The organism is Frateuria terrea (assembly GCF_900115705.1).
Taxonomy (GTDB): Bacteria; Pseudomonadota; Gammaproteobacteria; order Xanthomonadales; family Rhodanobacteraceae; genus Frateuria_A; species Frateuria_A terrea.
On record NZ_FOXL01000004.1, the window covers coordinates 276,956 to 291,627 of the forward strand.

5 protein-coding genes and 1 pseudogene are annotated in these 14,672 nt (G+C 67.7%); 5 read left to right on the forward strand and 1 reads right to left on the reverse strand.

Going from position 1 to position 14,672, the window contains the following annotated elements; translation table 11 throughout:
• The first annotated feature begins 555 nt into the window (after positions 1-555).
• The 5 genes from BMZ38_RS07815 (at position 556) to BMZ38_RS07835 (ending at position 14,345) form a co-directional block, all read left to right on the forward strand.
• Positions 556-8,439 (forward strand): DUF4347 domain-containing protein, encoded by a 7,884-nt coding sequence (locus BMZ38_RS07815; protein WP_175483709.1) that lies wholly within the window; start codon positions 556-558, stop codon positions 8,437-8,439.
• Positions 8,440-8,495: 56 nt separating this feature from the next.
• Positions 8,496-9,995 carry a TolC family protein gene (locus BMZ38_RS07820; RefSeq protein WP_091336096.1) on the forward strand — a complete coding sequence of 500 codons (1,500 nt, stop codon included), beginning with the start codon at positions 8,496-8,498 and terminating at the stop codon, positions 9,993-9,995.
• Between the two features lie 188 nt (positions 9,996-10,183).
• Positions 10,184-10,828: an efflux RND transporter periplasmic adaptor subunit gene (locus tag BMZ38_RS07825; protein ID WP_217638733.1), complete on the forward strand. Its 645-nt coding sequence runs from the start codon at positions 10,184-10,186 to the stop codon at positions 10,826-10,828.
• Positions 10,829-10,885: 57 nt separating this feature from the next.
• Positions 10,886-12,217: an efflux RND transporter periplasmic adaptor subunit gene (locus tag BMZ38_RS07830; protein ID WP_091336099.1), complete on the forward strand. Its 1,332-nt coding sequence runs from the start codon at positions 10,886-10,888 to the stop codon at positions 12,215-12,217.
• Between the two features lie 4 nt (positions 12,218-12,221).
• The gene (locus BMZ38_RS07835) at positions 12,222-14,345 is read left to right on the forward strand and encodes a site-2 protease family protein (protein ID WP_091336101.1); all 2,124 of its coding nucleotides are present in this window, start codon (positions 12,222-12,224) and stop codon (positions 14,343-14,345) included.
• A 126-nt stretch (positions 14,346-14,471) separates the two neighbouring features.
• On the opposite strand, the pseudogene BMZ38_RS07840 reads toward BMZ38_RS07835, so the two are convergent.
• A pseudogene (locus BMZ38_RS07840) lies at positions 14,472-14,585 on the reverse strand (IS481 family transposase); the annotation flags it as partial.
• Between the last annotated feature and the right edge of the window lie 87 nt (positions 14,586-14,672).

Genomic DNA, 14,672 nt, shown 5'->3' on the forward strand with positions numbered 1-14,672 from the left:
CTGCGCTTCCGTCCCGGGTGATCGCTCGGTCTGTCGGCAAGCGGTTCTAGCGTCTGGCCGTATGGCTGCCGGCCGCCCCTTGGCGGCGGGCCTGCTGTTCAAAAAAGATGAAATCGCGCAACATCGCATGCAGCCGGACGGTCGTCCCTGGGGGCCCGCGAAACAGCGTGGCAGGGGGTCGCATGGTCGGCACTGAAAGAGCTCTACCCTGGTACTCAAGCTGGCTCCCTGACGATCGAGCACGATTCTTGCTACAGGCCATGCTACGCCGGCGTTCGATGCGCGCCTGAGGCGTGGCATCTGTGCTGGCGGGCGGACACGGTGAGTGTTTGGCGCGCCCCGCTGGGCGTGTCGACGGACGCGTCGGCGTGAGGGGTGGAACCTGGGTATGACGCAGTCGATGCAAACGGATTGACCTAAAGAGTCGTTTTCGGACGCGACAGGGGAAAAACAGAGATGGCGTGGTTCACTCGGGGCAAGTCCCCCTCTCCGGTCGTGGGCGTCCCTGCCCTGCCTGCGCGCCGGCCGCTGGTCATGGCCTTGGAGGCGCGCGTCATGTTCGACGGTGCGGCCGTCGCCGGGGCGGTCACGCTCCGGCCAGAGCCGGCTGCGCATGCCGGTCCGGCCGTGCATGGCGACGCGACGCACGCAGCGGCGCATCGTCCCGCGGCGGTATGGGCGGATGGCGTGACGCCGTACGCCAGGCTCGCCGACCACGAACCCGCCGGCGGCACTCCCTCTCGCAACGTGTTGTTCGTCGACGCGCGCGTCCGGGACGCCGCCGCCTTGCTCGCCCACGCCCGAGCCGGAACTGAGGTGGTCTATTTACAGGGCGACGACGGCCTGGCGCAGATGCGCGGTTACCTCGACGCGCATCCGGGTGCCGATTCGGTGCAGATCCTCGCCCACGGCCACGACGGTGACCTGTGGCTGGGCAACACCTACCTTTCAGCGGCCAATCTGCGCACGCATGTTGCCGAGATCCAGCGCATGGGGGCCGACCTCAAGCCCGGCGGAAACATCCAGATCTACGTCAGCGATACGGGTGCTCCCGGCAAGGGGCTGGCCTATGTCGGCCCGCTGGCCGAACTCACCGAGCGCGATGCCGCCCCAACGAGCACCCACGTCCAAGCGGGTCATGGGGACCTGAAGTTCTCCGGCGAAACCCTGGCTCGCGTTACCGGCCCGCAGCCGCGTGCCTTGGACGGTTCCCGCGATACCGCCGCTCAAGCGACGGACAAGCAAGTCGTCTTTATCAATTCCAATGTCGCCGATCTCCGGTCGCTCGTCGCCGGCTTGCCCGCTGGCGGGCAGTACGTCTTGCTCGACTCGACGAAAAACGGGCTCCTGCAGATCGAGCAGTACCTGCAGGCACATCCTGGCGTGAGCGCCATCCACCTCGTGTCGCACGGGGCCACGGGCGAGTTCCAGGTCGGCAGCACGTGGATTAACGAAGCCGACTTCTCGGCGTACAGCGCCGATTTCGTGCAGATCGGCGGTGCGATGAAGGCGGGTGGCGATTTCCTGATCTACGGCTGCAATGTCGCCGAAAGCGCCGACGGCAAGGCGCTCGTGCAGCAAATTGCCTCGATCTCCGGATTGAACGTGGCGGCATCGACCGATGCCACCGGTGCGGCGGCGCTCGGCGGCGATTGGTCGCTCGAATACGATGCGGGCGCCGTGCATACGTCGGTGGTCTTTTCGCACGCCGCGGAGCAGCAATACGGCGCATTGCTGGCCGTCACCAACGAAACGTACGACAGCCAGATCGGCTATGACACGCCCGGCGGGGCGGCGGGCGTTACCTCGTTCACGCTCGACGGCATGACGTACGCGTTGGATCAGGCCGCCGAGTTCGCCGTCGACAGCACGACCGTCAATCAGTTCGGACCTCCGCCGTTGAGCACCGGCCCAGGCGACGGGGTGCTGTTCGGCAACGTGCAAGGCACGTCGCTGAATTCAATGACAATGACGCTGGCCGACGGCCATAACATGGCCGTCCAGAGCTTCGACATCGACATCAACCTGCCCTCTCGTGTGGCGGTCGAGGCCCTCAATGGCGCTGGAACGGTAGTCGGCACGCTGACGCTCGACACTGCGACGAGCGGCAACTCTGTGTTTCATGTCGATGTGTCGGGCAACTCGGCGTTTGCGGGCATCAAGAGCCTGAGAATCCGCGAGGTCGACTCGGCTTTTCTGACGCCGACGTTGAACAACTTCACCTATGTCGACCTGTCGTCGCCGCCGGTCGTGACCGCGAGCGGCGGCAGCACTTCTTTCGTCGAAGCGGACAATGCGACCTCCACGCGCGTCGCGGTCGACAGCGGATTCACCTTGACCGATGGCGATGCGAACACGGCAAAGCAAGGCACGGTCCGCATCACAGGCAACTTTTCGAGCGGCCAGGACGTGCTGGCGTTCAGCAATACCAGCTCCTCGGTGTACGGTGACATTTCAGCCACCTACAGCAGCGGCAGCGGCGTATTGACGCTGACATCGGCAAGCGGCACCGCGACGATCGCGCAGTGGCAGAGCGCGTTCCGGGCGGTGACCTATACCGATACGGCGGTATCGCCGAGTACGGCGACGCGCACCGTCAGTTTCACCTTGACGACCGACGCCTACTATTCATCGAGCAACACCACCACGAAGAACGTCACCGTCACGGCAACCGATCAAACGCCGATCGTCACGACGTCGGGCGGCACGACGACCTACAGCGACGGTGCCGCGGCGGTCAGGATCGATAGCGCGATTACCGTCAGCGATTCCGACAATACGACGCAGTCATCGGGAACGGTGTCGGTTTCGGGCGGTTTCCATAGCGGCGATTCTCTGGGCTTCACGAACGACGGCGCGACCATGGGCAACATCGCGGGCTCGTACAACGCGGCGACGGGCGTGTTGACGCTGACCTCGGCGGGCGCGACCGCCACCGACGCGCAATGGGCCGACGCGTTGAAGGCGGTCACGTTTTCCAGCACGAGCACGACCTACGGCAGCCGCACGATTTCGTTCGCGACCAGCGACGGCACGAAGACCAGCGCGGCTGCGACCGATACGATCAACGTCGTGAACCCGCTTCGACTGACGGTGGATTCGGGCGCGGCGTCGTTCGTGTCCGGCGACAACGCCCCGTCGGCGCCGGTCGTGGTCGATCCGGGGTTGACGGTGAGCGATACCGCCACCGGCATGCTGTCATCGGCGACCGTCACCATTTCGGGCAACTTCACGAGCGGCGAGGATTTCCTGCAGTTCACGAACGACGGTTCGACGATGGGTAACATCACGGCCGGCTCGTTCAATCAGATCACCGGCGCATTGACGCTCACGTCGGCCGGCTCGACGGCCACGCTCGCGCAATGGCGCAGCGCGCTCGATTCGATCAAATACACCGACGTGGCGGTGACGCCGAATGCGCTCACGCGCACCGTGAGCTTCTCGGCCGTGGACAGCGCCGGCAACACGAGCAGCACGGTCACGCGCGACGTAACCGTGACAGTGACCGATCAAACGCCGATCGTGACGGCGACGGGAGGTACGACGAGCTATGTGGGCGCGTCCTCGGCCGTGAGGATCGATGGCGGCATCTCGGTCAGCGACTTGGACAATACGACGCAATCGTCGGGCACGGTGTCGGTCTCGGCGGGGTTCCACAGCGGCGACACGCTGAGTTTCACCAATGACGGCTCGACGATGGGCAACATCACGGCCTCGTACAACGCGGCGACGGGCGTGCTGACCTTGACGTCTGCCGGGGCTACGGCCGATACGGCGCAGTGGGCTGCCGCGCTCAAGGCCGTTACGTTTTCCAGCACGAGTACGACGTACGGCAGCCGGACGATCTCGTTTGCCACGAGCGACGGTACGAAGACGAGCGCAGCGGCGACCGATACGGTGAACATGACGGCGCCGCCGGTCATCACGACCGACTCGGGGTCGGCAGCATTCGTCGCGGGCGACAACGCGACGTCGACGCCGGTGGCGATCGACTCGGGCTTGACGGTGACCGACGGCAGCGCGACGACGCTCGGGTCGACGACGGTGGCGATCACCGGTGGTTTCCACAGCGGCCAAGACGTGCTCGCGTTCGCGAACGATGGCTCGACGATGGGCAACATCACGGCGTCGTACAACTCGGCGACGGGTGTGATGACGCTGACTTCATCGGGCGCGACGGCAACGCTGGCGCAATGGCAGAGTGCATTGCGCTCCGTGACCTATACGGATTCCCTGGTCACGCCGAACAACGCGACGCGCACGATCAGCTTCTCGGCCGTCGATGGGGCGGGCAACACGAGCGCCACGGCCACGCGCACGGTGACGGTCACCGACACTGATCAAACGCCGATTTTGACGACGACGGGCGGCACGACGAACTATGTCGGCGCGTCGCCTGGCGTGACGATCGACGGCCATGTCACCGTGAGCGATTTGGACAACTCGACGCAAACGTCGGCGACCGTCGCGGTCGGGACGGGTTTCCAGAGCGGGGACGTGCTGAGTTTCACGAACGACGGCACGACGATGGGCAACATCCAGGCGTCGTACAGCGCCGGAACGGGCGTGCTGCTACTGACTTCCATCGGCGGCACCGCCACGAACGCGCAGTGGGCCAGCGCGTTGAGTTCCGTGACATTCTCGAGCACCAGCACGTCGTACGGCATCCGCACCATCTTGTTCCAGGTGAACGACGGCACGAAGAACAGCACGCAAGTGACGGACACGGTCAGTATGACGGCGCCGCCGGTCATCACGACCGATGCGGGATCGGCTGCGTTCGTCGCAGGCGACAACGCGACATCCACGCCGGTGGCGATCGACTCAGGCTTGACGGTGACCGACGGAAGTGCAGTGACGTTCGGGTCGACGACAGTGGCTATCACGGGCGGCTTCGTGAGCGGCCAGGATGTGCTGTCGTTCACGAACGACGGCGCGACCATGGGCAACATCACCGCTTCGTACAATGCGGTGACGGGCGTGATGACGCTCACGTCTTCGGGCAGCACGGCGACGCTCGCGCAATGGCAGAGCGCGTTGCGGTCAGTGACCTATACGGACACGGCGGTAACGCCGAACAACGCGACGCGTACGATCAGCTTTTCGGCCGTGGATGGGGCGGGCAATACGAGCACCACGGCCACCCGCACGGTGACGGTAACGGACACCGATCAAACGCCGATCGTAACGACGACGGGCGGCACGACGAACTATGTCGGGGGTGCCTCGGCGGCAACGATCGACGGCGGGATTTCAGTCAGCGACCTCGACAACACGACGCAATCGAGCGGCACGGCCTCGATCACTGGCGGCTTTCACAGCGGGGACGTACTGACTTTCGCCAACTCGAACTCGACGACGTTCGGCAACATCCTCGGCTCCTACAACTCGGCCACGGGTGTATTGACGCTCACCTCGCCGGGCGCTACGGCCACGGACGCGCAGTGGTCGCACGCGTTGTCGGCGGTGACCTTCTCGGCAGGATCGAGCGCCACGCCGGGCAACCGCACGATTTCTTTTGCGACCAGCGACGGCACGAAGACGAGCGCCGTGGCAACCGACACCGTCAGCGTGCTCGGCCCACCGACGATCGCGACCGATTCTGGGTCGGCGGCGTTCGTGGCGGGGGACAACGCGGCATCGACACCCGTCGCGATCGATTCGGGGCTGACGCTGTCCGACGGCGCCGCGCCCACGCTGTCCACGGCGACCGTTGCGATCACGGGCAACTTCCACTCGGGCGAAGACGTGCTCGCGTTCACGAACACGAGTGCGGCGACGTACGGCAATATCGCCGCGTCGTACAACGCGGCCACGGGCGTGTTGACGCTCACGTCCTCGGGCAACGCCGCGACGCTTGCGCAATGGCAGGCGGCGCTCGACGCGGTCACGTACACCGACACGGCAGTGACGCCGAGCACGGCGACGCGCACGATCAGCTTTGCGGCAGTGGATGCAGCGGCCGTCACGAGCAATACGGCCACGCGCACGGTGACGGTGACCGACACCGACCAAACGCCTATCGTGACCGTGACGGGCGGCACGACGAACTACGTGGCGGGCGCGCCAGCGACAATGATCGACGGCGGCATCTCCGTCACCGACCTCGACAACACGACGCAGTCGAGCGGGACGGTATCGATCGCGGGCGGCTTCCACAGCGGCGATACGCTGACGTTCGTCAACACGAGCTCGGCCACGTTCGGCAACATCGTCGGTTCGTACAACGCGGCGACGGGCGTGCTGACGCTGACCTCGGCCGGCGCGACGGCGACGGATGCGCAGTGGTCCGACGCGCTGTCGGCGGTGGCGTTCTCCAGCACCAGCACCAGCTACGGCAACCGTACGATCGCCTTCGCCACGAGCGACGGCACGAAGACCAGCGCGGTGGCCACCGACACGGTCGACCTGCTGGGGCTGCCAAAGGTCACGAACGTCAGCAGCACGACACCTGATGGCAGCTACAAGGCCGGCGACACGATCTACCTTACGGTCTCCTTCGACCAGACGGTCACGGTGGACACCTCTGGCGGCTCGCCGATGCTGCAGATGGAAACCGGCGGCGTCGACCACGACGCGGTCTACGTCTCCGGTTCAGGCGGCACTACGCTGACCTTCGCCTATGTCGTGCAGGCAGGCGATGTCAACGCCGATCTGGACTATGCCTCGACCGCGGCGCTCTCGCTCGATGGCGGCAACATCCGCAGCGCGCAGGGTATCGACGCGGCGCTGACCCTGCCGGCCACCGGCAGCGGCGCCTCCATCGCCGGGCAGCACGCCATCGTGGTGGACGGCGTCGCGCCTGCCGTCGTCTCCGTGGGCGCTCCGGCCAACGGGACCTACGTCGCCGGCCAGGCGCTCGATTTCACGGTCAACTACAGCGAGGCGGTGACGGTGGATACCAGCGGCGGCACGCCGCGCATCGCCGTGACCCTGGCCACCGGCGGAACGGTGTACGCGGACTACGTCTCGGGCAGCGGCACTACCGCCCTGCTGTTCCGCTACACCGTCGCCGACGGCCAGGCCGACCCGGATGGCATCACCCTGGCCGGAGCGATCCAGGTCAACGGCGGCGGCATCCACGATGCGGTGGGCAATGCCGAGGTCGACACGCTTCATGGCGTGGCTTCCACCGCCGGTGTGCGCGTCGATGCCCTGGCGCCGACGGCCAGCATCGTGGTGGCCGACACCGCATTGAAGGCGGGCGAGACGAGCCAGGTCACGATCACCTTCAGCGAGGCGGTCCACGGTCTGACCATCGACGACTTCACCGTCGCCAACGGCAGCCTGAGCGGTCTGGTTTCCTCCGACGGCGGACTTACCTGGGCGGCGACCTTCACGCCGGCGGCCGATGTCACCGCTGCGAGCAACGCGATCACGCTGGACCTGACCCGCGTGGCCGACGCCGCCGGCAACGCAGGCCGCGGCGCAACGGCGTCGAACACCTATGCCGTCGACACCCGGGCGCCGCAGGTCGCCGCGATCGATCGCACCGATGCCAGCCCCAGCACCGGCCGGCAGGGCCTGGACTACACGGTGACCTTCGACGAGGACGTCAGCGGCGTGGACGCCTCGGACTTCACGCTCGCCACCACGGGCAACGCGCATGCCGTCGTCGCCGGCGTGACCCGCGTGGGCGGCCATACCTATACGGTGCACCTGGGCAGCGTGAGCGGTACCGGCAATCTCCAGCTCGGCCTGGTCGCCGACGGCAGCGGAATCACCGATACGGCCGGCAACGCGTTGACTGCCGGCGCCCAGGGACCTGCCTACGTGGTCGGCGGCGTCAGCCCGACCGTGCTGCCGCCAGTGACGCCGATGCCGACGACGAACGCACCTGCACACGACCAGGCCGTCTCTGTGCTGACGACGGTGTCGCCAGTGGACCTGCCAACGATCTACTACGGCGATGCGGCGCCGCCGCGCAGCATCGATCAGTCGCTATCGGCCGGCGGCGCATTGCGCGACGGGTTGGCCATCCTGGCGACCCGGCCGCAGGCCATGCCGGACAGCGCCCAGTGGGCCGAGCTCGACTGGCAAGGCCTGCTGCCGATCGAGGCGAACACGGCCTTCAGCGTGCCGCTTCCCGGCCTGAACATCCTGCAGGTAAGCGCGGTCGATGGCCGCCCCCTGCCCCCGTGGCTCGTGTTCGACCCGGTGGCCGGCACGCTGGCGGGCACGCCGCCGCGCGATTTCGACGGCACGCTGGCGCTGGTGCTCATCGTCCGCGACAGCCACGGCCAGGTGCACGACGTGCCACTGCAGCTGTCCGCAACCAAAACCGTCCAGGTATCGCATGATGCCCGGCCGGCAGCCGCGGCCAAGCCCGCGCTGGCCCTGCAGTTCGGTATCCACCGCCATGGCGGCGACCATGCCGCCTTGCTGCGCCAGCTGGCAATAGCCCAGCGCCATGCCGCTTCCGCGAAGACGCATCCGTGATCCCTACCCCTTCCTACCAAAACGCCTCCATTCCTTCCGCTAAGGAGAGCTCCGCCTTGCCCTCGACCCTGGTGTTTCCCAAGAAAGCGCTCGCCGCCGCGCTCGGCACCCTGATCCTCGCCGGGTGTGCCGTCCATCCGCGGCCGCTTACGCTCGAGCAGCGCCGTGCCACGTTGGCGGCTGACAGCCAGGTGATGTTCAACGGTCAGACCCCGGTGAGCGGCCCGATCACGCTGGACGAGGCGATGGCGCGCGCGCTCAAGTACAACCTCGACCATCGCGTGAAGATGATGGAAGAGGCACTGGCGCAACAGCAGCTGGACCTGTCCAGTTTCGACCTGCTGCCGCAACTCACCGCAGCGGCCGGCTACACCACGCGCGACAACGTGCTCGCCTCTTCCTCTCAGGACATTGTCACCGGCCAGCAGTCGCTGGTGCCCTCGACCTCCAGCGAGCAGAACGCGCGGCGTGCCGACCTCGGCATGTCCTGGAACGTGCTGGACTTCGGCGTGAGCTACTACGGCGCCCGCCAGCAGGCCGACCGCGTGCTGGCCGCGCAACAGCGCCGGCGCAAGGTGGTACAGCTGCTGATGCAGCAGACCCGCGAGGCGTACTGGCAGGCCGCCGGCGCACAGAAGCTGCAGGCGCAGATCGAGCCGCTGCTCACGCAGGCGCAGCAGGCGTTGGGCGATTCGCAGGCGATCGAAAAACAGGGCCTGAAGGACCCGCTGCAATCGCTGGGCTACCAGCGCGAGCTGCTCAGCCTGGTGCTGCAACTGGAATCGATTCGCGACGAATTGGCCCAGGCCAAGCCCAAGCTTGCCTCCATCATGAACCTCGAGCCTGGCAGGCAGTTCGAGCTGGCACCGCCGGACGGCTTCGCCGAGCCCCGACTTGCGATCGCGCCTGAGAAGATGGAAGAGACCGCATTGCTCAACCGCCCCGAGCTGATCGAGGCGAGCTACAACGAGCGCATCGGCCTGAACGAGACGCACAAGGCCATGGCCAAGCTGCTGCCCGGCATCGAGCTATCGGCCGGTGCGCATTACGACAGCAACCATTTCCTGGTCAACAACGAGTGGCGCGACGCCGGTCTGCAGGTCAGCTGGAACCTGCTCAACCTGCTCAGCGCCAGGCATATCAAGGCGGCGGCCAAGGCGCAGTACGACCTGGCGCGCGAGCAGAGGCTGGCGCTGAACATGGCGGTGCTGACCCAGGTGCACGTGGCCTACATCGACTACGCGAGCCGCAAGCAGCAGTTCGAGTGGACGCAGCAGCTCAACGACGTCGAGCAGCGCATCCTGGAACACACGCGCAACGCCACCGCGGCGAACGCACAGGGCAAGCTGAGCGAGATCCGTGCGGCGACCGGCGCGCTGATGGCCGAACTGAGGCTCTACCAAAGCTACGCCGCCTACCAGGGTGCCTACGGCCAGATGGTCGCCACGCTGGGCCTGGACCCGGTGCCGGCGACGGTCGTTGGCCACGACCTGCCCTCGCTGGAAAAGGCCATCCACGAGACCGGGCAGCAGTGGAGCGAGGGCGCCGCCCAGTGAATGCCTCGGTAGCAACCCGTACGCGGCCGACGCTCCACGGTGGGCCACGGAAAATCAGCGTCGCTCGCAAGCGCGCCCCCTCCGCGGCCGCTGTGGTTTGGCTCGCGCTCTGCGGTCTTGGCCTTTCCGGTGCCGTCGATGCCCAGGACGCCGGCCCGGCCGATGCCGCCGGGCATATCCGGACGCAGTTGGCCGCGCAGCACGACGTGGAGATCTCCAGCGAGGTGGCCGCCAAGATCGCCCGCTTGCCCCTGAAGGAAGGCGATGCCTTCGCCAAGGGCGGCCTGTTGGTCGCCTTCGACTGTGGCCTGTACCAGGCGCAGCTGGCCAAGGCCGAGGCCACCGCCGAGGCGGCCCGGCGCGAGCAGGACGTCACCGCCAAGCTCGCCGCGCTGCACTCGGCCGGCGCGATGGACGTGGTACAGGCAAAGGCGCGCGCCAAGGAGGCCGCTGCCGATGCGGCCTACATGCGCACCACGGTGGACAAGTGCACCATCCGGGCGCCCTTCGCCGGCCGCGTCGCCAAGCGCGAGGCGGCACCGTTCGAATACGTCACGCCGGGCAAGCCGCTGCTGGAGATCCTCGCTACGGGCGCGCTCGAAGTGAAGCTGATCGTGCCGTCGAAATGGCTGGCCTGGCTCCGGCCCGGTGCGAAGTTCACCGTGCACGTGGACGAACTGGGCACCGACTACCCCGCGCAGGTGGCGCGCCTGGGCGCCAACATCGACCCGGTGAGCCAGACCGTTGGTGTGAGCGGGCGCATCCTCGACGCCCATGCGGAGCTGCTGCCCGGCATGAGCGGGTGGGCAAGTTTTGCCGGGCACGCGCAGTGACACTGCAGCGCCCGCCCAGGTTGGCGATTGCCTAATCCCTCCGTACCGACTGATCGCATGACCACCGTCAACGCCTCCATCCAGGGCCTGCTCGGCCTGCTCCAGCTCGGCCAGCGTGTGCGCGCGGCCGCGAGCGTGGAGGAACTGGGCTTCATCGCGGTGAACGAGACGCGCGCCGTGCTGGCCTATCGCCAGGCCGTGCTGTGGCGCGACGGCGATGCCCACCGGATCGCGGCGCTGTCAGGCGTGCCGCAGGTGGATCCGGGCACGCCCTACGCGCAGTGGCTGGCGCGGCTGTTCCGCGAGCTGGCGCCGCTGCCGGCGCCGCGTGCGGTGGACGTTCAAGCGCTGCCGCGACTTCTTGCCGAAGAGTGGGGGAGCTGGTTGCCGGCGCATGCCCTTGCCGTCCCGCTGCCGCGCACCGGGGGCGGGCTGCAGGGCACGCTGCTGTTGGCGCGCGACCCGGCCTGGAGCGAGGAGGAGATGGCGCTCGCCGGCGAGCTCGGCGCCTTGCTCGGCCACGGCCTGTTTGCGTTGCGCCCGCGCGAGCGTTGGTGGCGAGCGCTGTTGACCCGGCTGCGCACGCGCCGGTTGTGGTGGAAGATCGCGCTCGGCGTACTGGTAGTCGGCGCCCTTCCCGTGCGGCTGTCCGCACTGGCGCCGGCGGAGGTGACGCCGATCGATCCGTTCGTGGTGCGCTCGCCGCTCGATGGCGTGATCGATCGGCTCGCCGTCGCGCCCAACCAGCCGGTGGCCAGGGACGCGCTGCTGTTCGACCTGGACGCGACCACGCTGCGCGGGCGCTACGCCAGCGCGCGCAAGGCTTACGAGACGGCGCTGGAGGAGTACCGGCAAAGCGCCCAGTTGGCGGTCACCGACGACAAGAGCAAGCTGCAGATGGCCGAGCGCCTGGGCGACCTGAAGCAGAAGCAGGTCGACCTGGGCTACAGCGCCGACCAGCTCGCGCGCGTGCAGGTGAAGGCCGAGCGCGCCGGCGTGGCGGTGTTCGCCGATGTCAACGACTGGACCGGCAAGGCGGTGTCGGTTGGCGAGAAGGTGCTGGTGCTGGCCGACCCGGCGAAAGTGGAGCTGACCGGCTACCTGCCGGTGGGCGACCAGCTCGCGCTTGCGGCCGGCGCCGACGTGACCTTCTACCCCAAGGCCTCGCCGTTCTCCGCGTTCCACGCCCAGGTGGACAGCGTGGCCTACAAGGCCGCGCCCACCGACGAGGGCATCCTCGCCTATCGGGTGAAGGCGCACTTCACCGGCGCCGGCGCGCCGCCGCGGCTGGGCCTGATGGGCACCGCGCGCCTGTACGGCGGCCGCGTGCCGCTGGCCTACCTGCTGCTGCGCCGGCCCCTGGCGACGTTGCGCCAATGGGTGGGTTGAGCGCATGCAACCGGAGCTAGCCATCACGCCGCTGCCGCCATTGCGGCAGGAACTGACCCTCAATCCCGCGCCGGCCTCGCCGGACGGCTCGCCCTGCTGGACCCTGCACGACCCGGCGACCAACCAGTTCTACCAACTCGGCTGGGCGGCGTTCGAGATCCTCTCGCGCTGGTCGCTGGGAAAGGCCGAAGCTGTGGTCGAGGCGGTCAACGCGCAAACTACCGTGCGGGTCGACCTCGAGGACGTGACCGGCCTGATGTATTTCCTCGCAGGCCACCATCTGACCCTGGCCGCGGATGCGTACGACACGGCACGGCTGGCCGCCTCCGCCGCACGGCATCGCCCCGGCGTGGCCATGTGGCTGCTGAAGAACTACCTGTTCCTGCGCGTGCCGCTGGTACGGCCGATGCCCTTCCTGCGCCGCGCCTATCCGTGGGTCGCCTTTGTCTACCGCCGCGGCTTCTGGTGGCTGACGCTCACCGCGCTGCTGCTCGGGTTGTACCTTGTCTCGCGCCAGTGGGACAGCTTCGTGCACACCTTTCGCGCGTACGGCACTTGGCAGGGGCTGCTCGGCCTGGCACTGGCGCTGTCTCTGGCCAAGGTGCTGCACGAATTCGGCCACGCCTTTACCGCCTACCGCCACGGCTGCCGCGTGCCGACGATGGGCATCGCCCTGTTGGTGATGTGGCCGGTGCTGTTCACCGACACCAACGAGGCATGGAAGCTGAAGTCGCGCCACGCGCGGATCCAGGTCGGCGCCGCCGGCGTGCTGGCCGAGCTGGTGCTGGCCGCCTGGGCGACGCTGCTGTGGAGCTTCCTGCCGGAGGGCCCGCTACGCGCCGGCGTGTTCATGCTCGCCACCAGCACGTGGCTTGTCACTGTGGCGATCAACGCCAGCCCGTTCACCCGTTTCGACGGCTACTACCTGTTGGGCGACTGGCTCAACGTACCCAACCTGCACGAGCGCACCTTCGCGCTGGGCCGCTGGTGGCTGCGCGAGCGGCTGTTCGGCTTCGGCGACGCGGCACCCGAAGTGTTGCCGCGGCGCCTGCACCGTTTCCTGATCGGCTTCGCCTGGGTCACCTGGATCTACCGGTTCGTGCTGTTCCTGTCGATCGCGTTGCTGGTGTTCCACGTGTTCTTCCGCGCGCTGGGTTTCGTGCTGATGTGCGTGGAGATCGGCTTCTTCCTGGCGCTGCCTATCGCCCGCGAGCTGGCGGTGTGGTGGCGCCGGCGTGCCCAGGTGCGATGGAACCGGCAGACGATGCGCACGAGCGTGCTGGCCGCGGTGTTTGCACTGGCGCTGCTGCTGCCGTGGCAACACGAGGTGCATGCGCCGGCGGTGCTGGGCCAGGCGCAGGCACAAGTCATCTACGTGCCCAGGCCGGCACAGCTCACGCGGCTGGTCGTGCGCGAGGGCCAGCACGTCGATGCCGGCGCGGTGCTAGCGCAGCTACAGGCGCCGGAGCTGGATTACCAGCTCGCCAGCGCCGAGCAGCAGACTGCGCAGTTGCAGTGGCAGGTCCAGCAACAGCCGTTCGACGAGGACCTGCGTGCCCTTGGCCCGGCGCTGCACAAGCGCTGGGATGCTGCCCGCGAGTCGGCCGCCGGCTACCGCGCCGAGCGCGGTCGGCTCACCTTGCGCGCGCCCTTCGCCGGCCGCGTGGTGGACCTGGCGGCAGGGCTGCACGCGGGCGAATGGCTCAAGGGCGGCGAGCCCTTGCTGGGCGTGGTCGGCACCGGCGGGGCCAAGGGCGACGCGTTCGTCGACGAGGCCGAGCTCGCACGGGTGGACGGCGGCCAGGTGGTGGATTTCGTCGCCGCGCTGCCGGAGCAGCCTACCCTGCGCTGCCGTGTCGCCGACGTCGACCGGTTGAACCTCGCCGCACTGGACGAGCTCTACGTCGCCAGCGTCTACGGAGGTGAGGTAGCCAGCGTGCGCCGTCCGGACGGGAGCCTTGCGCCGCTGGACTCGGTCTTTCGCCTGCGTTTCGATGCATGCGGGGCGACCGGCGCGCTGCCTCGCGAGCTGCCAGGCCAGGCGATCGTGCACGGCAAGGCCCAGAGCCTGGCGGGACAGTTCATGCGCTGGTTCGGGGCCATTGCACGGCGAGAGCTTGGTTTTTGAGGCCACACTGACGTCTCGCCACCGCCGGTTCTAGGCGGCACTAACCATCGCTGGGATGACATAACGATCGACCTGCTTGTACAGCGTGCTGCCGCCAGGCCGTCCCAGCAGACGCCTGAGCACCGCCTAGGTGTGTAAACCCACCAGGTTGTTCATGGCGCCGATGCGGGTGATGGGCGGTCGGTAGTCCAGGCTGGCATGTGGCCGGTGCCAGTTGTACTGGTGCAACCAGGTGACAAGCGCAGACCTTTGCCCCGCTTTCGAAGCAGCCTCGAAGGGTGCGCTTCACGCAGCCGCGGCTATGTTGCAACGGATCGGCGAGGACGA

Excerpts from the sequence above, each read along its gene's own strand:
- BMZ38_RS07815 (WP_175483709.1), top strand. The coding sequence starts at position 556 with ATGTTCGACGGTGCGGCCGTCGCCGGGGCGGTCACGCTCCGGCCAGAG.
- BMZ38_RS07830 (WP_091336099.1), top strand. The coding sequence starts at position 10,886 with ATGACCACCGTCAACGCCTCCATCCAGGGCCTGCTCGGCCTGCTCCAG.
- BMZ38_RS07835 (WP_091336101.1), top strand. The coding sequence starts at position 12,222 with ATGCAACCGGAGCTAGCCATCACGCCGCTGCCGCCATTGCGGCAGGAA.